At 35.3% G+C, this 18795-nt stretch carries 20 protein-coding genes; 5 read left to right on the top strand and 15 right to left on the bottom strand.

The genetic code is table 11. The features are described 5' to 3' along the window. Position 1: 1 nt before the first annotated feature. From lysS to NsoK4_RS05380, 7 genes are all read right to left on the bottom strand, one after another. On the bottom strand, positions 2–1588 hold the full coding sequence (gene lysS / locus NsoK4_RS05410; protein WP_211685904.1) for a lysine--tRNA ligase: 1587 nt from the start codon (positions 1586–1588) through the stop codon (positions 2–4). A 5-nt stretch (positions 1589–1593) separates the two neighbouring features. Continuing rightward, entirely contained in the window at positions 1594–3174 is a 1581-nt protein-coding gene (locus tag NsoK4_RS05405; protein ID WP_211685901.1) for a tRNA uridine(34) 5-carboxymethylaminomethyl modification radical SAM/GNAT enzyme Elp3, read from the bottom strand. 55 nt (positions 3175–3229) lie between these two features. After that, on the bottom strand, positions 3230–3565 hold the full coding sequence (locus NsoK4_RS05400; RefSeq protein ID WP_211685899.1) for a hypothetical protein: 336 nt from the start codon (positions 3563–3565) through the stop codon (positions 3230–3232). 56 nt (positions 3566–3621) lie between these two features. Then, positions 3622–4863 (bottom strand): cation:proton antiporter, encoded by a 1242-nt coding sequence (locus NsoK4_RS05395; protein WP_211685897.1) that lies wholly within the window; start codon positions 4861–4863, stop codon positions 3622–3624. Between the two features lie 75 nt (positions 4864–4938). Next, a complete protein-coding gene (purM, locus tag NsoK4_RS05390) occupies positions 4939–5961 on the bottom strand; it encodes a phosphoribosylformylglycinamidine cyclo-ligase (protein WP_211685895.1) in 1023 nt (340 codons plus the stop codon). Positions 5962–6010: 49 nt separating this feature from the next. After that, positions 6011–6736, bottom strand: coding sequence for a proteasome assembly chaperone family protein (locus NsoK4_RS05385; protein ID WP_211685892.1), 726 nt, complete (start codon positions 6734–6736; stop codon positions 6011–6013). Positions 6737–6813: 77 nt separating this feature from the next. Further along, complete coding sequence (locus tag NsoK4_RS05380; RefSeq protein ID WP_211685890.1) at positions 6814–7161, bottom strand: hypothetical protein; 348 nt, start codon at positions 7159–7161, stop codon at positions 6814–6816. A gap of 169 nt (positions 7162–7330) precedes the next feature. On the opposite strand from NsoK4_RS05380, the gene NsoK4_RS05375 reads away from it, so the two are divergent. After that, positions 7331–8275: a calcium/sodium antiporter gene (locus NsoK4_RS05375; RefSeq protein WP_211685888.1), complete on the top strand. Its 945-nt coding sequence runs from the start codon at positions 7331–7333 to the stop codon at positions 8273–8275. A gap of 38 nt (positions 8276–8313) precedes the next feature. Here NsoK4_RS05375 and NsoK4_RS05370 read toward each other — a convergent pair whose 3' ends face one another. Genes NsoK4_RS05370 through NsoK4_RS05345 form a run of 6 tightly spaced genes read right to left on the bottom strand, consistent with a single transcriptional unit; the run spans position 8314 to position 14937 of the window. Then, positions 8314–9669, bottom strand: coding sequence for a TldD/PmbA family protein (locus NsoK4_RS05370; RefSeq protein ID WP_211685886.1), 1356 nt, complete (start codon positions 9667–9669; stop codon positions 8314–8316). Continuing rightward, positions 9670–10929: a 5-amino-6-(D-ribitylamino)uracil--L-tyrosine 4-hydroxyphenyl transferase CofH gene (cofH, locus tag NsoK4_RS05365; RefSeq protein WP_211685884.1), complete on the bottom strand. Its 1260-nt coding sequence runs from the start codon at positions 10927–10929 to the stop codon at positions 9670–9672. It abuts the gene before it with no gap. Beyond that, positions 10926–12095, bottom strand: coding sequence for a 7,8-didemethyl-8-hydroxy-5-deazariboflavin synthase subunit CofG (gene cofG / locus NsoK4_RS05360; RefSeq protein WP_211685882.1), 1170 nt, complete (start codon positions 12093–12095; stop codon positions 10926–10928). The genes cofH and cofG overlap by 4 nt, the downstream gene beginning before the upstream one ends. Positions 12096–12136: 41 nt before the next feature. Continuing rightward, a complete protein-coding gene (locus NsoK4_RS05355; RefSeq protein ID WP_211685880.1) occupies positions 12137–13267 on the bottom strand; it encodes a S1C family serine protease in 1131 nt (376 codons plus the stop codon). A gap of 40 nt (positions 13268–13307) precedes the next feature. Next, a complete protein-coding gene (locus tag NsoK4_RS05350; protein WP_211685878.1) occupies positions 13308–14516 on the bottom strand; it encodes a glycosyltransferase family 2 protein in 1209 nt (402 codons plus the stop codon). Between the two features lie 4 nt (positions 14517–14520). Continuing rightward, positions 14521–14937, bottom strand: a complete 417-nt coding sequence (locus tag NsoK4_RS05345; RefSeq protein ID WP_211685876.1) for a type II toxin-antitoxin system RatA family toxin — start codon at positions 14935–14937, stop codon at positions 14521–14523. Between the two features lie 150 nt (positions 14938–15087). On the opposite strand from NsoK4_RS05345, the gene NsoK4_RS05340 reads away from it, so the two are divergent. Both NsoK4_RS05340 and NsoK4_RS05335 read left to right on the top strand, forming a co-directional pair. Continuing rightward, a complete protein-coding gene (locus tag NsoK4_RS05340) occupies positions 15088–15303 on the top strand; it encodes a hypothetical protein (protein ID WP_211685874.1) in 216 nt (71 codons plus the stop codon). Positions 15304–15342: 39 nt separating this feature from the next. Next, positions 15343–15669 (top strand): tRNA-binding protein, encoded by a 327-nt coding sequence (locus NsoK4_RS05335; protein WP_211685872.1) that lies wholly within the window; start codon positions 15343–15345, stop codon positions 15667–15669. A gap of 183 nt (positions 15670–15852) precedes the next feature. On the opposite strand, the gene NsoK4_RS05330 is transcribed toward NsoK4_RS05335, so the two are convergent. Further along, positions 15853–16413: a TATA-box-binding protein gene (locus tag NsoK4_RS05330; RefSeq protein ID WP_012214981.1), complete on the bottom strand. Its 561-nt coding sequence runs from the start codon at positions 16411–16413 to the stop codon at positions 15853–15855. 149 nt (positions 16414–16562) lie between these two features. Between NsoK4_RS05330 and NsoK4_RS05325 the strand changes: the two genes are divergently transcribed. Next, the gene (locus NsoK4_RS05325) at positions 16563–17684 is read left to right on the top strand and encodes a DUF1512 domain-containing protein (protein WP_211688950.1); all 1122 of its coding nucleotides are present in this window, start codon (positions 16563–16565) and stop codon (positions 17682–17684) included. Next, entirely contained in the window at positions 17681–17863 is a 183-nt protein-coding gene (locus NsoK4_RS05320; protein ID WP_249110994.1) for a hypothetical protein, read from the top strand. The genes NsoK4_RS05325 and NsoK4_RS05320 overlap by 4 nt, the downstream gene beginning before the upstream one ends. Positions 17864–17866: 3 nt before the next feature. Here NsoK4_RS05320 and map read toward each other — a convergent pair whose 3' ends face one another. After that, positions 17867–18763, bottom strand: coding sequence for a type II methionyl aminopeptidase (map, locus tag NsoK4_RS05315; protein WP_211688946.1), 897 nt, complete (start codon positions 18761–18763; stop codon positions 17867–17869). Positions 18764–18795 lie beyond the last annotated feature (32 nt).

The raw sequence follows: 18795 nt of genomic DNA, 5'->3' as shown, positions 1-18795 counted from the left end.
TTTAGATATATTCTGCAAGAGTTTTTGCAACTTGTTTTCTGCCAATATCTGAAATGAACGGTCCTATCTTTGGACCTCGTGATGTTCCTAGAATTATTTGGTATAATATCTTGAAGAAATCTTTTGGTTGAACATCATTTGATTTTGCAATTTGGTAAATCGTGTTTTGAATGTCTTCTGGCTCGTTATCTGCCCCAAGTGTTTCTGAAAGTATTTTCAGTGCTTTTTTGGCATTGTCATCTAATTCAATTTCTGCTTTCTCTTGCTGGTCAAACTCGTCTGCAAAGTTTCCTGCAAGTTCGATGAGTTTCTCTACCTTTGGTTCTGGGTTTTTAATTACTCCGTAATCAATTAGCTTTTTCATTACTCTTTCTTTTCTGTCTTCTTTGAAGATCTTTGCAAGTTCTACTAAGAGCCTATAGTTGACATGGGTGCTGGCCTGTTTTGGGATATCTAATAGATTGACATATTCATACAGTCCTTTTGATTTTGTTAATTTTGCTTGGTTGTCTACCTTTAATTTTCCAAAGAATATATCTTCCAATTCATTATATTCGTTCATTAATGATGGAATATCTTCAAATCCAAGCTCTCTTGCACCCGTAATTCTTTTGTAAAGTAATAGTAAGATTGATTTTGGGTCTCCGAACTCTAGCCATTTTTGTGCAGTTAGTACGTTTCCCAGTGATTTTGAAATCTTCTTTCCGCCTTTGTCTAAAAACATCTCATATTTTACGTGGTGTGGATGTGGATAGTTTAAAATTTCATCTGCTACCCAGTCATTTACTTTTACTGAATCCATTATGTCTTTTCCATAAGCTTCAAATCTTATGTCAAATGCTGCCCATCTTGCCGCAAATTCAACTTTCCATGCTAATTTTCCTAAATCTTTTCCAATGTCTGCTTCTCCATCATGGCCACACCCTTTGATCATTTTTCCTCCAATTTCTGCATCATGACACTTGTATCTGACCTTTTTTTCGTTCTCAAGATACTCAAATGATTCTGCAGTGTATAATTTGCTGCAGTTTGCACATACTGGAAAATATGGCAGAAATTTTTGATATTTTTCTTGTCCTACCAATTCTGAAATCTTATCTCCGATCTTTGTACTGTTTTGTAAAATTGTGTGAATTTGATCCTTTAGGAGTCCTTTTTTGTATGTGTCTATTGCTCTTCTAAATTCGTATTTTATCCCTGTTCTGTCAAGCCCATCCAAAAGAATGCTGCTCATATGCATTCCGTATGAATCATGACAACCAAATGGATCTGGGATTAATGATACTGGCTTTGCAAGATGTTCCTCTAATGACTCTGGAAATCCCTCGGGAATTTTTCTTAATCCGTCAAGGTCATCAGAATATGCAATTAACTCTGATTTGTATCCTAAATTTTCTAATGCAAGTTTAACCCCGTATGCTCTGACTGCATCGCCTAAACTTCCTATATGTGGAACCCCTGATGCTCCTAATCCACTTTCTACTCTAAGCAAATCTAATTTTCTTCCAAGTGATTTTTCACGTTCTAGTAATTCAAATGCTAACTTGTCTATCCATGTACCTTTACCGATTACTTCCTGTTGTTCCATTTTCTTTACAATGATTTTGCCATGTATGGCCCATATAACGAATACCCTAATTTTTGATAATACTCTCTTGTTCCTACTGCACTAATTACGAGAAGCTTTTTTGCGTCAAACTCCTTTTTTGAAATATTTTCAGCTTCTTTCATTAGGTGTTTACCAAGTCCTGAATGTTGTATTTCATTTTCTTCTTTTTGTCCAATCTTTAGGGATTTTCCATAAACATGAATTTCACGAACAATGCAATTGTTTTTCACTTCGTCCCTGTGTGCTATGCTGCTGGGTTTTCTTAATCTCAAAAATCCATAGATTGACTCATTTTCATCTTCAAATGACAGGAATACTTCTTTCCCTCCTGATGATTCGTAATCAATTCTGTTTAGTTTAAGATTTGATTCTTGAGATTTTTTATTTGATAATCCTGCTTCTCTACATCTAATACATCTGCATGACAAGCCTTGTTTTTTGAGGTTTTCATGAACAATTTGCCTTAAATTCCCTGATTTTGGGCCTGCAATGATTTCATTTGGGGATATCTCCCTTTGCACTCTCATAATACGTACCCACTTTGGAACGTTTTTCTTTACTTCGGTTAGAACTCTAATCATTTCATCATTTGAGTATGGAGTGTATTCTCCTTTTTTGTATTCATCATACATTGGAGTGTTTTCAATTACTAATGATGGATATATTTTCAGCATATCTGGTTTCAGATTTGAATCTGTGAATAATTTCTTGAAATCAGAAATGTCTTCTTCTGGTGTCACTGTTGGCAATCCTGGCATCATGTGTGCAACAATTTTGTATCCAGCGTCTTTTGCAATTTGAAATGATTCTGTTACGTCATTGTAGTTGTGACCTCTGTTTACAATGTCATAAACTCTTTCTTGTAGTGATTGCACTCCTATTTCTATTCTTGTAATGCCATAATTCAACATATCATCAACATGCTTTTGTTTACAATAGTCTGGTTTTGTTTCTATAGTGAATCCTACGTTTCGAATTTTTGCATGTTCGTTATTTGATTTTGCTTCTTCTAGCGACTTTGAATCAACTCCATTTAATGCGTCATAACATGATTTGATAAAATTTTCTTGATAATCTTTTGGCATGAAAAGAAATGTCCCTCCAACAATCACAATTTCCATTTTAGATGGATCATGTCCAAACGCAATTAGTTTTTCAATTTTGGATGTGATTTGTAATTTAGGATCGTAGTTGTTTTCAATAGCGTTAATTGTAGATGGTTCGTTTCCAGTATAGCTGTTTGGTGAGTTAAACTCTATCCCTCCTGGGCAATATGTGCATCTGCCATGTGGACATGCAAATGGTTTTGGCATCAATGCTACCACTGAAACTCCTGATGCTGTTTTCATTGGTTTTTTCAAGAGCACTTTTCTCAATTTCATAAAGTCTTTTTCATTCACAACTGAAAGAATTTCATGATTTCTTGGAATTCTCTCAAGTGAATATTTTGCACATATTTTTTTTATTTCTTCTTTGACTTGTTTTTTTGTTGGATCATTTATTGTAAGTAAATTCTGTGTAATTTCCGTGCATGCTTTTGATAATACAGAATCTAGTTTACTCATGCAAATTCATACTGATTTAGACATAAATTCGTTAAATATTTGGCTGATTTGATGCCTATCTACGTCTGCTTGTCTTTCTCTTTGTAGTCTTTTTCTTAGCAGCTGTCTTTCTCTTTGTAGTCTTTTTCTTAGCAGCTGTCTTTCTCTTTGTAGTCTTTTTCTTAGCAGCTGTCTTTCTCTTTGTAGTCTTTTTCTTAGCAGCTGTCTTTCTCTTTGTAGTCTTTTTCTTAGCAGCTGTCTTTCTCTTTGTAGTCTTTTTCTTAGCAGCTGTCTTTCTCTTTGGTTTTGATTCTATCTCCACTTTGAGATTTTTTAATTCTGAAATCTCATTTTGAATCCTCTTTATTTCTTCTAAAATCTCTGGTGTTACTGCAGACTGGGTTTGAGACATCTCTTGTCAGTTTGGGACTTTCTGTATAATTTAAGACTTTTTGGATTTTGTTCTTGCTATGGATTACTTACTTGGGGCTGACCACTCTGACTTTTTTGTTCTTTTTTGTATTCCATCTTTAACCAAATTGGAGTGATGATTGTAGTCACTGCAACCATTATGACAATTGTAGAATACACATCTGATGTCAATGCTCCTGATGATACTCCAACTCCTGCAACAATGAGTCCTACTTCCCCTCTTGAAATCATTCCTATTCCTACTCTCATTCCTTGAGCTTTGTCTTTCAGGAACATCATTGCAGGTAGACCGCAACCAAATAGTTTTGTTACAATTGCAATTGCAATTATGATTCCGCTTAGCATGAGTATTTCCAAATTCACTTGTCTAAAGTCAACTTGTGCGCCGATGATTGCAAAGAATAACGGTGCAAAAATCAACCCTATTTTTCCAATGTAGTTTTCGACTTTTTCAAATACTTTGGTGGTTGATAAGGCCATGCCTACTGCAAATGCTCCTACGATAGGTGATAATCCAATTGATCCTGCTAATGCAGCTGCTCCAAAAAAGCACGCAGTAGCAATTCCTTCTACACTGCCTTTTGCCTTCCACAATCTAGGTGTGATTATTTTTGGAATTACAAGCACTGATACTATGAGCATAATTGCAAAGAATCCTAACACTTGAAGGATTGTGATTGTAACTTCCATTATGTCTATGTTGTCTACTCCTCCTTCTCCTCCTGCAATTGACGATACAACAGATAATATGGCAATTGCTAAAATGTCATCTACTACTGCAGCTCCTATGATGAGACGAGCTTCTGGGGTTTTTAATTTTCCAAATTCACTTAATACTTGAATTGAAATTGCAATACTTGTCGCAGTAAGTGCAGTTGCAATTAACATTGATTGTAATGCATCAAATCCAAATACTTGAAAAACTACCAAACCTGCAAAAAATGGAACTACAACACCCAACGTCCCAACTGTAAATGATGATTTTCCTCCTTTGAGGAATTCTTTTGGCGTCATCTCCAATCCTGCCATGAATAAAATTACGATTGCACCGATTTCTCCTAATACTCTTATCTCGTCGTTGATGTGAAGTAATGGCAATCCATCTGCATCAAGAATGTATGCTCCTAGTGCAAATGGCCCTATGATCATTCCTGCAATTAATTCTCCTAATACGATTGGAAGCTTGAGTCTTAGAAATAATTCTGCCATTAATTTTGCAGCAAATAACAGGATTCCTACACCTATGATCGTTTCAATGAAATGTGCCTCAGCTGCCAATTTTTTCCCTATTTGCTTTTAGAAATCGGCAATATAAGGCGATATTTAGTTGAAAATTATTTCGTATTTGTTAAATTATGTGATTTTTGTAGAGTTTACAAAAACTCCTTTCTTTGATGTGATCTGTCCTATCTCTTGACTTGAAATCTTATGTTTTTTGAAAATTGATTTTATTTTTGATGCTTGATCTTTTGGTGACACTACACAAAACCCTACGCCCATGTTAAACGTCTTGTACATTTCTTCGGGTTTTACTCCTTGTTCTTCTATCAGTCCCATTATTGGAGGTAATTTTGGCAGAGAATCGATATCATAGCCTGTTTTTTTGAGCCTCATCATCTTTGTAAATGAGCCTCCTGTGATGTGAGCCAGGCCATTTACTTTGCATTTTTGAATGATTTCTAGTACTGGTTTTACATAAATCTCAGTTGGTCTTAACAATGCATCTCCTATGTTTCCTATTCCTTTGACTTTGTCTTTTACTGAATATTTTGATAGTATTGCTTTTCTTGCTAAAGAATACCCGTTTGAATGAATCCCTGTGCTGTTTGCCCCAATTATGATGTCTCCTGGTTTTATTTTGTTTCCCAACACCATGTCTTTTTTTGATACTAATCCTACTACCATTCCTGCTAAGTCAAATGCAAATCCTTTACCTTCTATCACATCTGGCATTATTGCTGTTTCTCCTCCGACAATTGGCATTGCAGATTTTTTTGCGCCTTTTACCAGTCCTTCGACTATTTTTTTGAAAATTGTTTGATCGTTTCTATTTGCTGCAATATAATCGACAAATGATATTGGTGTTGCTCCAATACAGATAATGTCATTAACATTCATTGCAACGCAATCAATCCCTATTGTGTTGTATTTTTTCATCATGTTTGCAATTACTACTTTTGTTCCCACTCCGTCTGTATGTGTTGCCAAAAGTTTTCCACCAGGAATTTCCACAATCCCTGCATAATGTCCAAACCCATGTGTTATCTTTGCCATCTTTTGGAGTTTGTGTGTTGATGCAATCATTTTTCCAATTGCAACTTGGCTCTTTTTGATTTTAGAAATATCCACTCCTGCTTTTTTGTAGGTTAGGGCCATGATTTGATGCGGATTTGTTTTGAATAAAAGAATTTGCTTGTGGTTTCGATCACATGTACATTCCAGCTATCTCTTCTCTATGTTCTACATATTTTTGAGATAACTCGCTAAATTCTGAATGAAGCCTGTCTTTTTCTTCCTTCAATTCTGTTGTGTCTATGTTCATGTAGTAGAAGCGATTTAATGCTTCAATCAGTGTGGCAGCTGCCGTTGGATCTGGTGCTATCTTGTCTGCCTTGGCAAGCAAGGTCAGCCCTTGAATTTCTCTGACTAGGCATTCATTCAAAATGCCTCCTGGAAGACCTGTGATGAATCCTTGTGGGATCATGCTGATGTCTCTGTCTGCCATTGTTCGTACCAAATCTTCTTCTGCTGCGCAATATGCTTTGTTGTCGTGTTCATTACTTGCAACTCCATCTAAAATGACAATCTCTTTTGAGCCCTTTGATGCTGCCCAATCTAAAATAGTACCTACCAGAGAATACAGTCCTTCCATTCTTAATGTGATTTCACAAATTATTGCACACACCGTTCCTTTTTCATCCGAATAAAATCTGAAGGGGTGACGCAGTCTACCTTTCATGAAAACTGTAGATGGTGGGAGGTATTTTGATCTCATGACTCCTATCTCTTTCATATCTAATTGCTCAATTATGTGGTTAATCGCAATTGGACCTACAAGCCCTGCGCCAACAAATCCTGCAAATATTATTGGATTTTTGAATTCTGATTTTTTAAACTCATACACTTCTGCCTCTGGAAATCCCTCTGCCATCTCTTACGTCGACCCCTTCTGTCTAATTACTCTACTAGCTAAGTATTTTGTTACTAAAGTGTTAGACGTTTTTCTGTTTAGTTGCCTTTTTGCATGAATAAGCTTAACATGAGTCTTCCTTTGTCTGTTATCGAATAGATCATGTTTGATCCTACTGCTTCTTTTTTGACAAAATTATAGTCAACACATAGGTGCAAATAATTCAGAAATGACTTTTTCATCCTGATCTTTGATTTTGAATACAAATCCGAAAACGTCATCGAATTGCCTCTAAGTTGATACAGTAATTTCAGAAGAGACAGTGTGCTGTAATCTCTTGTTCTTGCTTTTACTGCATCTAGTACTTGCTCGTCTCTTTTTATGATAAAATCTTCGAATTGATCTGCTACCTCTACAGGTACGTATGTTAGTCTTGCTCGCATCATACCGTATGGTACGGTACATTACCTTATTAATCTTAAACCCAAGCTTTGTTGATCTATCTAGCTGGTTTTTTTACACTCTTTTTCGTGCCTGCAGATTCAATTTGCTTGTTATATTTGTGAATTTAGAGTAAATCACCCACTTTAAACAGGTCCGTTTTGATGTTTTCTCATGGAACTGGAATTGATGGTAAATGTGGGATTAACCATGGTTGGACTTGTTATGCTCTGTTATGGGGGAAACTGGCTTGTAAACGGCGGTGTTGCAATTGCTAAGAAATTAAGAATCAGTAATATTGTAATTGGAATGACTGTTGTTGCATATGGTACATCAACCCCAGAACTTGCAGCAAGCATAGCTGCGACTGGCGAACACAGTGATATTATTTTGGGAAATATTATTGGAAGTAATATTGCAAACATTGGAATGGTAATCGGAATAGCTGCTATGTTGACTCCTCTTGTTGTTAAAAAGACAACCCTGAAAAAAGACATGCCAATAATGCTTGGTTTTTCATTACTTTTGATTGCATTATCTGTTGATGGTTCTATTTCTCAATATGATGGCTTGCTGTTAGTTGGGTTGCTAATTGCTTTTACAATTTACACATATCGTGATGCAAAATCACAACGTGAAGAGAATAATGAAGAGGCGCCTCCAGAAAAAGGAAATGTTTTCTTGCGTTCATTTGGTTTGATGGGTGTTGGAATCCTGCTTCTTTATTTTGGCGCAGAATTTACTGTAGATAATGCAGTAATAGTGGCTCAAACATTTGGAATTTCTGAACGTATAATTGGATTAACTGTTATTGCAATAGGAACTTCATTACCTGAGCTAATTACATCTGTAATTGCTATCAGAAAAGGCCATGCTGATATTGGAATTGGAAATATCATTGGAAGCAACATCTATAATATTTTGATGATTATGGGTGTGGCATCAGCATTGTATGGCGTTGCTGTTTCGGATCAAGTCTTTGTTGATTATGCCATTATGATTGCATTTAGTTTTGCATTGTTATTTGCAATGATGAAGGGAATAATCTCTAGGAATGTTGGGATTGCTTTGGCAATTGGATATGTGATTTATCTCATATTTGGTTTTTCGCTAAATTAATGACGATATTCATCAAAACCAGTATGGAATTTAACGTTTTAAATTGGAATTACCTTGATTCCTTCTACTTTGATAGATGGTGTAATAGATGGCAATGATGCCCACTGGATGACATTTTTTTGATTATTTCCAACTGATGAAATATTTTGTAATAATGTTGGCAGATTGTGTACTATTCTTGCTGATCTTCCTGGATTGACCTTGCCGTTTTCAATTATCTGTATTCCACTTCTTGCAGTACATGAAAAATCCCCTTTGATTGGATTCACTGCATATGTATACCATAATCTTCCTACAAGTAAACCGTGCTTTGTATCCTTGATCATTTCTTCTTGTGATGTATCTCCTTTTTTTACTCTGAGATTATGGGGTGCTGATATGGGGATAGGTTCAGAACTTCGGCCCATTGGCGAACCTGGTCTTGATGCATTGCCCGTAGACTGTGTGTTTTCTTTAAAACTATCAAAAAGATTTGAAAATGTATTTTTAAAAATTCCTTTTTCTATGAAACTGTTGCTGTTAGTTTCTACGCCTTCATCATCAAATGATTTTGTTCCAATTCCTTGCATTGCATGTGGGTCATCAATTAGACTAAATTCATCTACTGCAATTTTTTGATTAATGTTGTTTGAAAAACAACTCTTCTTTTCTGAAAATGTTTTGAAATTAAAATTTGCTGCAAACACAAACGCCAACAATTCCCCAACTGAATATGGCTCAAAAATTACCGTATATGTGTCGTTTTCGCATTTTTTTGGATTAATTGATTCTATGCACATCTTTCTTGCATCTTGGCCTATTTTTTCAGGACTGAATTGATCTAGTGTTCTACAACATTCTTGGCCTAGTCCAGATACTGGCATTTCGCCCTTGTCTGTCTCTGCATTAATGATACCTGAAATGTATGTGGCTTTGTCATTTAGATTCAGATCATTTGAATTTGACAATTCAAAATTTTCAGATACGATGTTTAGTGATCCTGAAATCGTAGAAATTTTCTTGTCTTGTGCAGAATTTATCATAACTTGTGCGATATCTGCTGCTTTTGTGCCTGAAATATTGTATAACTTGTTATCAAAAGTATTTGGAATTTTTTTGTGGTTTGATTTGTAGGGAAGTGATTTCCAAAATTTTAGCGGTTTTAGATGTGTGGTTGTTTGTAATGCTTTTTCTATCATATCTTCTATGCTTTCTTGTTCGTTTGTTTGAAACGACACACATTTTTTGTGATGGATTAGCCGTATTCCAAAACTCTCATCAAAATTTTGTTTGATTTCTGCAATTTCTGAGTCTGTGATTCTAATTGTTGTGATTTGTTTTTTTACAAACACTGATTCGCATTCATCAATTTCAAATTTTTTACAATAGTTTGATGCCTTCTCAAAGGCAGACATTTACTTTCTCCGTGGATTTGTATATTGGAATTTGTTTATTTTTATCAGTTCTGCATAAGATCCAAACTGTGATGCATCTGAAATAGAATCTAATCCTTCATCTTGCATGCCTTCTTTTTCAAAAGTACGAAGTTTATCATAGTTTGTGTTTCTCTCAGCTGGCACTCTTCCTATTTCCCTGATCATTCTTCTAATCTCTTTGGGTCTAAGCAGTTGTCCGTGCTCTGAACCCGCTGATGTTGATATGCTTTCATTGATTAGAGTTCCTCCGAAGTCATTTGCCCCCCACATTAGTAAGAGCTGTGACATTTTCTGACCTTCTTTGACCCAAGACATTTGGATGTTGTCGATGTATTTGTTTAGCATTATTCTTGCAACTGCATGAGTTAGAAGCACGTCGTTTCCACTACCTCCTTGTTTTATTCCTTCATGTAATTGATGTTTGTACATCGGTGCTTCACTGTGAACAAAATTTAACGGAACAAATTCTGTAAACCCTCCTGTCTCTTTTTGAATTTCTCTTAATTTTGCAATGTGTTTTACTCTGTCTTCTGTGGTTTCAATATGTCCAAACATCATAGTCGATGTTGTGTTGATGCCCAAACTGTGTGCTGTTTTTATTACCTCTATCCAATCTTTTACGCTGATTCTTCCTGGTGATATTTTGTCTCTTAATGGTTGATCTAAAATCTCTGCTGCAGTACCTGGAAGTGTATTTACTCCAGAATCCTTGAGTCTTTTGAGGTATTCTTTGATTGATACCTGAGACCTTGAGGCCCCATAAAGAACCTCTTCTGGAGAAAACCCGTGAATATGTATGTCTGGAATCTCTTTTTTTATCTCTCTACATATTTTTTCATACAGATCTCCTTCCATGTCCGGTGGCAATCCTGCTTGAATGCATACTTCTGTTGCTCCTAACATGTGTGCTTCTTTTGCACGTCTTACAATTTCTTCAGTTGGAAGAAAATACCCTTCTTCCTCTCTAAAATCTCTGCTAAATGCACAAAAACCACATTGTTTGATACAGACATTTGTAAAATTGATATTTCTATTTACTACATATGTTACAGTATCTCCTACTCTTTTCTTTCTTATCTCGTCGGCTACTAATCCGACTAGATGAAAGTCTAATCCTGTTGTATTGTAAAGTCTTAGGCCTTCTTCTTGTGTGATTTCTTTATCTGAAAGTGATTTGTTTAGGATATCGACAACTTGTGGATCAGCGTTTTTGAATAATCTGTCTAAATTAATGGTCATCTCCAATACTCCTCTTTTACTAATCCTTCCTCGTTTTCAATTAATGTCATCTTGTCTCTTAACTCTTTGCTAAGAAATGAAAAAAATTCTGGATATGCCGGGAATCTACACTTGAGATTAAATCCTGCATTTTTTGAATTTTCATTTACCTTGTTTATTGCTGGCCATGCGAATTCTGGATTCACATAATCTGGCGTAAGAGGTGATATTCCGCCCCAGTCATTAATTCCCACTGACAAGAAACTTTGATATGATTTTGGAGAAAGATTTGGAGGTATCTGGATATTCATTTTAGGCATTATGATTCTGGATAATGCAACGATAATTTTGAAGTAATTTTCATTTGCAGATGGGTGGCCATTCATTCTTGTATCTAGTTTTGGTTGAAAATTCTGCAAAATCACCTCTTGTATGTTTCCATACTTTTGATGTATGTTTTTTATTGCAAAAATTGAATCAATGATTTCCTCTGGTGTTTCTCCGATGCCCACAAGAATTCCTGTGGTCATTGGAATTTTCAATTTCCCGGAGTTTTCTAAAATCTTCATTCTTGCTTTTGGTCTTTTACTTGAAGCAAGGTGATGTGGCATCCCTCTTTCAGTTAGTCTTTCACTGATGTTTTCAAGCATTAATCCCATTGAGACATTTGTTTTTTTGAGTTCTCTCATTTCTGCAATTTCTAAATTGCCTGCATTGGTATGTGGAAACAATCCCTTTTCTAATGCTTTTTCAGATGCATGAATCAAATATTCTGCCGTAGACGCAAAGCCATTTTTATTGAGCCACTCTCTTGCTTCTTTGTATTTTTCCTCTGGTTTTTCTCCTGTTACAAATAAAACTTCAACACATCGGTATTTTTTTGCCATGTCTAATAATTCTGAAACCTGGCTCTTTGACATTAGAGATAGTTTTTCTTCGCCTGGTTCTGCTTTGTATGTACAGTATGAACAGGAATCTTTACACAGGTTTACTAAATTGAAAAATGCTTTTTTTGAAAATGTTACCGTATTTGATTTGAATTTTTTTCTTAGTGTTTGAGAAGTTGAAAACAATTCATTAGCGTCAACTAGGGCATTCTCATAAATCTGAATTGCTTCGTCTCGTGAGACCTCTTTGTTATCTAAAACGTTGTTTAAACTCTCAGAGTTTAATACAAGTTTGTTCAACAGAAATGAATCTTTTGTAGGAGTATTTATGCTTGATTCTCTTAATTTCCGTTTGGTCTCTCTTCCAAAGTGATTGTTACGTTGGTAGTTCGTCCATCTCTTAGAATCTCTAGGATCATTTCATCTCCCACTGACTTTGCTCTCTGAAGGTGAATCAAAATATCGTCAATCTTTCTTACTTCTTTTCCGTCAACTGAACGGATGATGTCTCCTCCTTTTGGATAATTTATGCCATCAACTGATATGATGTCTTCTGAACCTCGTAATCCTGCTTTTGATGCAGGGCTATCATCTACTACTGTTACGACCAAAAACCCTACTGCATCATTAAGGTTCAACACTTTGGCCAAATCCGGATCAATATCTCTTCCTGAAATTCCAATCCATGGATGATTGTATTCTCCTTTGGCAATTAAATTGGGAACAATCTTTGCAATTGTCTGTGATGGTACTGCAAATCCTACCCCTGTAAATTCCCCCGTTGTTGATTGAATGGCTGTGTTGATTCCAATAATTTCTCCTCTCATGTTCAATAATGGCCCTCCTGAATTTCCAGGATTTATTGCAGCATCTGTTTGTATGACATCTGGAATTGAAAAACCAGAACCTGATGGTAACAATCTGCCCAATTGACTGACAATTCCGGCTGTCATTGAACCTGATAATCCAAATGGATTTCCGATTGCAGCAATTTGTTCTCCTACTTTGAGATTTGAAGAGTCTCCTAAAGTTAATGGATGTAATAATTTCAAATCGGCATTTACTTTGATAACTCCGATATCTGTAAATTCATCATACCCTATAATGTCTGCATTGTATGATCTCCCGTCAAGAAAAGTGACTATTACTTTTGTTGCATCGTTAATTACATGTGCATTTGTGATGATGTGTCCTTTTTTATCAAAAACAAATCCGGATCCCACTCCGTTTGATGACTCTGATTCTCCTCTTTGAACATTTACTCTGACAACTCCTGGTTCTGATTTCTCAAAAATCTCTACTAATGAAAGTTCTTTTGTATATTGACTTGATTGACCAATTGCACTTGGAATGTTTGATTCTGTCTCAATAATCTCTGGTTCTATTTGTGTGGGTAACAAAAATGCCCCAAATACTGCAACAACTATTGCAGCACCGACAATTCCTCCAATTAACCCACTTGACTTATCCATGCGATTCTAGTTTTTTATTTTTTATATAAAAGGCTCACTACTATACGCTGATTGAACTTTGAACATGATCCTTCATTGAATAACTGCGCCCTCTCCATGATACTGATGAAGAACTTTTTGCTTGAACCAACCCTGCCAAAAATCCAAAAACAACAACAAGACTTCCAATTGGTGCAAATACTGAATATTTCAGTTTCAAAAATAACGCCTTTTTGACTTCGATTACAGAACCTGTGTAGATCAGAATTGATGATAATGTAGACGTTGCAAATAATACTGAAAATGAAATAGAATCTAATGCAAAAACTGCAGAGTATATTGTAAATGGAAATGGCATAAAAAGCAAAAACAATACTGCAAAGAAAATTCCTATGGCAATTCCTCCACTCTGCAGATAAAGCGGTATCATCAAACGCTTTAATGCATTCCACAGCGTTGTTCTGTCTCTTGCCCAAACAGCGCTGATTAGGTGTTCTCCTCTTACCATCTTTATTTTGTATCCTTGTTCTTTGACTTTTTTTCCTAGTGCCCCATCTTCTATGATTTCTTGTTTTACCCCTTCATGAGTTCCAACCTCGTCGTATGTTTTTTTCTTAATTATGAAGAAACTTCCAAAAAAATACCCTGTATTTTTTGCTGGATCATTAACCTTGAGAGCGGAAAATCTTGTGTGAAGAAATGTGGATATCATTGGCAGTGTAATTTTTGTCCAAAAATCAAATGAGAGCATTTTTGGAATAACTGACAAAGCATCAAGATCAAATGAAAGCAAATGTGCAACTGCAAGTGAAATCACTGTCTCTTTGTGTTTCGTGTCTGCATCTGTAAATAACAACAACTCTCCTGTTGCTTTTTTGTATCCTTCCATACATGCCCAGTTTTTCCCCATCCATCCTTCTGGTTTTGGTTGTGCATTGACATGAATTATTTTGGAATCTTTTTTTCCATACTCTGAAATTATTTTTTCTGTATTGTCTTCTGATGAATCATTAATTACAATTATTTCATAGTTTTTATAATTTTGATTGATCAATGATTCTAGACATTTTCCAATATGCTCTTCCTCGTTTCTTGCTGGAAGAATGATTGAAACTTTTGGGGTGGTGTCGTTTGTTTTTTCAAACTTATCTAAATACGGCGTATGTCTAAAAGAATCTAGCATTGATTTTATTAAAAACATCCATGCTACTGCAATTCCAATCATTATCGAAGTGAAAACATAGTTGAAAATATCTACTGCAAGTTCCATGAAATTACATCTCTGCTTCTTCTTTGATATTTTGCAATGCCTGCTCGGTTCCGCTTTTAATGTGGTTTTTAATCATTCCTGTAAACATACTCATCATTCCTGTTAATTTGATATCCCAAACTGCCTCTAGGTTTGTTTTCCCATCTTGAGGTATGATGTTGAGTGTTTTTGTTCCTTTGATAATCCCCTTTGTAAATACGGCCTCAATCTTTTCTTTTGGTTTCATGATTACTTCTTGCATGCATTTTTGATCTCTAAATGCAATTGTGATCTCTCTTTTGATGGTGTTTCCTTCTTTTGAAATGGTCTTGGTTTCTTTAGTCCCCTTCCAAAACTTTGGCTCACTGTCAATATCTGATACTATTTCCCAAACTTTTTCCACTGGGGCGTTTATTTGGATTGATGTTTCAATTATTGCCATCTCTACACACGTTAATTCCGCATTAAATATATTAGATTCCTAGTTTGTTAGAAATAGACTGTGATGGGCAATTTGCCTAAAATCCGGAACCGTAACTCCAGTTCTAATGGCATTTGCCAAACTTCCGTCACAGTCACTTACACTAAAAAAATGAAACCTTCAAAATACATGCCAAAAATTGGAACCTTTGATGGTGCGGGCTTTTGGAAAAATGCTTTTGCTCATCAACGCGGAAAGTTACTAAAAAAAGTAAATGTGCCTGAAGATCAAATTGTTGCTCTTGTGAACAAAAAGTATCAAGAGCTTCCTGCAGCACTAAAATATGATATTGAAACAAGTGGAATACAAAAAAAAGATCTTTTGTAAATTCGAAATTCATTTTAACAGGAAAACTTTGGGGTAATCATGACAACAGTAACTTATGATGATTTTGCAAAGTTAGACCTTCGTGTTGCAAAAATTGTTTCAACTGAACCCATACCTGGAAAGTCTAGAATTGTTAAAGGGACTATTGATTTGGGTGATGAAAAACGTGACGTCATTATTGGTGGTGCACAATATTATCAACCTGAAGACATTGTTGGAAAAACTGTAATTGTTATTGCAAACTTGGAACCAAAAACAATGGCTGGTGTTGAATCAAATGCAATGTTGTTAGCAGCTGATGTTGATGATAAGCCATACTGGCTTACTGTTGTTGAAGATGTTCCGTTAGGAAGCCCAATAAAGTAATTAATTTGAAAGGGAGTCCAACTTACCTCCCTTTATCCATATTTTCAAAGTAGATTCTTTGGGAATCATTTTTTCTGAATTGGATGCATCTGATTACAAAATTTGTATAAAAGATTTAGTTTAGTTATATACTGATTTTTTATTTAAAAGAGAAAATGAATGAAATTGGGTTTTGACCTATGATTAGTCATAGATCATTAGGTCTTTTTCTTCTAATAGTGCATGTAAGTTGTTTACTGATCTGTAAACATCTGGTTCTTTTTTAGCTCCTGTACAGACAAGTTTTCCTGACGAGAATAACAAAATGACTGTTTTTGGATCTAACATTCTGTGGATGAGTCCTGGAAATTGCTCTGGTTCATACATACTTCTTGGAAGTGTTCTGGCAGCTTGCTCTAGGTGAATTTTTCCACCCAAGTTAATTGAAGCTACGATATTTTGAATTTCAACTACGGCGTCTTTTTTTACTTTAATGCCGCCTTTTCGAAGTTTTTGAACAACTGTCTTTACTGCTTTTCTTGCCATTTCTTCTGATTTAGAACCAGTACATACCATTTTACCTGAAGTAAAAATCAGCGTTGCAGTTTTTGGACTTTTTAATCTAAATACAAGTCCTGGAAACTGATCAGGATGATATTCTACGTCTGGAAATGTTCTGGTAATCTCATTCAAATCCATTTTTTGATCTACAGAAGCTGAGGCTACTACATTTTCCACGCTTACAATAGGTTTTGTTTGTGGCATATTCAGATTTTTTCTATCTGAACTATAATAAAAGCACTCGCCATTTTTTCACCTTCCAGTACAGATTTTTTACAGTTTTTGGCATCAAAACTAGTCTTTTCTGGTACTGTGACGAATGATTTAATTTGGATCCAACGATCGCTGAGTTATTGGATTTTAGTAATTTTGACATTGATCAATTTTTTGGATTTGGTGATGATACTAATCCTTTAATGATGTTAATCTGGATAATTCCAATTTTCATTTTCATTTTCTATGGTCAGAGGATTCAACTTCAAGTGACATCTGGTGAAATCAAAAAATCAATTAAAAAATTGGAATTGTACAAAAACGAATCGCGTACTGAACTTATAGATTATGTAAAAAAATCTATGAAACCAAAAAATGATCCTACTGAAAAAATTGACAGATTCTTAGATTATTTTACAATTATGCCTGTTGATATGGATCCTAATGGAATTGTTGAAAAAGTGAGACATATTGTAAGGTCTAGAGAAGATTTTTCAAGAGAACATGTAAAATCCTTGTCTCCTGATACAGATGAATTTGAATTAACCAAAGTTCAAACTTTACTTGAAATTGCCACTTCATTGCAAATGATTTACAAAGTAATCAATCATCTGTTTTTAACTGCAAAAAAACAAAACAACTATCCATTAATTTTGCCCTTGCAAATGATACTTCCTTTTATAATGGAAGAAGCCGAAGCAATCCACAAAGCAATATCTGCTTTTAAACTTGGCCAACCTGTAGGTGACGGAATTGGTCCTATGGTTGTTGGTAAAATGATGTTAAATACTGAAAAAAAATCTGCTGCATTCCAAACAGTATTGTCTCAAACAGAATATGAAGGAAGAAAATTATTTTTGTTAAAAGCTGAAGGTCCTGGTTCTACTGTTGGAAGACCTGGAGATGCTGTTGAAAAAATTGTTTCTGAAAATAAACTTGATCTTATCATTATGGTTGATGCTGCATTAAAGATGGAGGGAGAAGATTCTGCAACAGTTGCACAGGGATTTGGAGCTGCCATTGGTGGGATTGGAACTGAACGCTATCAAATTGAAGAAATTGCATCCAAAAATAAAATTCCTATTTTTGCAATAGTCATTAAACAATCTGTTAAAGAAGCAATTAATTTGATGACCAAAGAAATTGCAGACAAAGCCGACAATGTGCGCTCTCAAGTATATGAAATGATTCAAGATAATACAAAGCCTGGACAATCTGTTTTGCTAATTGGAGTTGGAAATACTATAGGAGTTCCACAATGATGTTCTCTAAAGAAAAAATAATTCTTCCATACACCTTAGAAAAGTGTAATTCGTGTAAAATGGAACGAAAGCGAAGTTTCAAGGAAGGTGATTGCTTGTTTTCATCTATAAACAAATGTAATTCTTGTGATGGTATGATGGTCATTGAAAAAATCTTTGGTGAAACCGTAGAAAAATAGATTCTATTCTGCTGCGGTTGTCACTGTTACCCCGTTTTCATTTGGAATGAACGTGTGCTCTGCTTGTGCAACTCTTTGTTCATTTACTTCGATTAGCACAGGATATGCTTGAACTGCTTTTTTCTTTACTAGGTGCTCTAACAATTCTTTTGCTTCTTTTACTTCCCATTCTTTGGTAATCCATCTTAATGCAAATGGCAGCATGTTGAAGTTTTCCCAAATAAAATCGAGCAGTTTATCTGCCTTTTCGTTCTTTGTTTTCTTTCTAGAATTTATTGCAAAAATGTTTTTGATTTGTCCATTTCTGACAAAACCTCCGCCGTTTTCAGTTGTAACAAATGGTTCACATGCGTATGCTGTGTTTTCAGATAATGAAAATCCTCCAATTGACCAAATGTTTGGGATTGATTTTCCAGCATGAATTGTATATTGTTCTAATGAATGACCACTAAGATTTGCAATGGGTTTGTATCCTAATTGCTTTATTGTTGTCTCTATTGTTCTACCGATATCACTTGCCTTAACACCTGTTTTGATCATTGACATTGCATTACTTAGCGCATCCTCTGCTGCTTGCACTAGCCCATCATACTGCGGATCATAACAAACAGTCACAGCAGTGTCTGCAATGTATCCGTTAATTTGTGCACCGAGATCAATTTTTACTAAATCCGAATCAGTAATTGTTATTGGATCGTTTGGTTCGGCCGTATAATGTGCTGCAATTTCATTAATACTTGTATTTACTGGGAATGCGCATTTTGCTCCTCTTTTTCTAATCTCCTCTTCTACCTCTTCACAAATTTCATAAACTGTTTTACCAACCCAGTTTTTCTCCCTTACTCTCTCTCTTACTTCTGCAGCAATTTTACCTGCTTTGATATAGTCATCTGTTTGCAATGATTTTGTCTTCTTTTGTGTGCCTTTAAAAT

Source organism: Nitrosopumilus sp. K4, assembly GCF_018128925.1.
Classification (GTDB): domain Archaea; phylum Thermoproteota; class Nitrososphaeria; order Nitrososphaerales; family Nitrosopumilaceae; genus HKST03.
Note: the sequence above shows the minus strand (reverse complement) of the source record. Positions and strands in the feature narration are given on the sequence as shown.

What these genes read in the sequence shown, in the direction of transcription:
- NsoK4_RS05370 (WP_211685886.1), bottom strand. Translation starts at nt 9,669, where the DNA reads ATGTCTGCCTTTGAGAAGGCATCAAACTATTGTAAAAAATTTGAAATT.
- NsoK4_RS05330 (WP_012214981.1), bottom strand. Translation starts at nt 16,413, where the DNA reads ATGCCACAAACAAAACCTATTGTAAGCGTGGAAAATGTAGTAGCCTCA.
- NsoK4_RS05335 (WP_211685872.1), top strand. Translation starts at nt 15,343, where the DNA reads ATGACAACAGTAACTTATGATGATTTTGCAAAGTTAGACCTTCGTGTT.
- NsoK4_RS05345 (WP_211685876.1), bottom strand. Translation starts at nt 14,937, where the DNA reads ATGGCAATAATTGAAACATCAATCCAAATAAACGCCCCAGTGGAAAAA.
- NsoK4_RS05375 (WP_211685888.1), top strand. Translation starts at nt 7,331, where the DNA reads ATGGAACTGGAATTGATGGTAAATGTGGGATTAACCATGGTTGGACTT.
- NsoK4_RS05355 (WP_211685880.1), bottom strand. Translation starts at nt 13,267, where the DNA reads ATGGATAAGTCAAGTGGGTTAATTGGAGGAATTGTCGGTGCTGCAATA.
- NsoK4_RS05405 (WP_211685901.1), bottom strand. Translation starts at nt 3,174, where the DNA reads ATGAGTAAACTAGATTCTGTATTATCAAAAGCATGCACGGAAATTACA.
- NsoK4_RS05385 (WP_211685892.1), bottom strand. Translation starts at nt 6,736, where the DNA reads ATGGCAGAGGGATTTCCAGAGGCAGAAGTGTATGAGTTTAAAAAATCA.
- NsoK4_RS05400 (WP_211685899.1), bottom strand. Translation starts at nt 3,565, where the DNA reads ATGTCTCAAACCCAGTCTGCAGTAACACCAGAGATTTTAGAAGAAATA.
- NsoK4_RS05320 (WP_249110994.1), top strand. Translation starts at nt 17,681, where the DNA reads ATGATGTTCTCTAAAGAAAAAATAATTCTTCCATACACCTTAGAAAAG.
- cofH (WP_211685884.1), bottom strand. Translation starts at nt 10,929, where the DNA reads ATGACCATTAATTTAGACAGATTATTCAAAAACGCTGATCCACAAGTT.
- NsoK4_RS05350 (WP_211685878.1), bottom strand. Translation starts at nt 14,516, where the DNA reads ATGGAACTTGCAGTAGATATTTTCAACTATGTTTTCACTTCGATAATG.
- NsoK4_RS05340 (WP_211685874.1), top strand. Translation starts at nt 15,088, where the DNA reads ATGAAACCTTCAAAATACATGCCAAAAATTGGAACCTTTGATGGTGCG.
- lysS (WP_211685904.1), bottom strand. Translation starts at nt 1,588, where the DNA reads ATGGAACAACAGGAAGTAATCGGTAAAGGTACATGGATAGACAAGTTA.
- purM (WP_211685895.1), bottom strand. Translation starts at nt 5,961, where the DNA reads ATGGCCCTAACCTACAAAAAAGCAGGAGTGGATATTTCTAAAATCAAA.
- NsoK4_RS05380 (WP_211685890.1), bottom strand. Translation starts at nt 7,161, where the DNA reads ATGATGCGAGCAAGACTAACATACGTACCTGTAGAGGTAGCAGATCAA.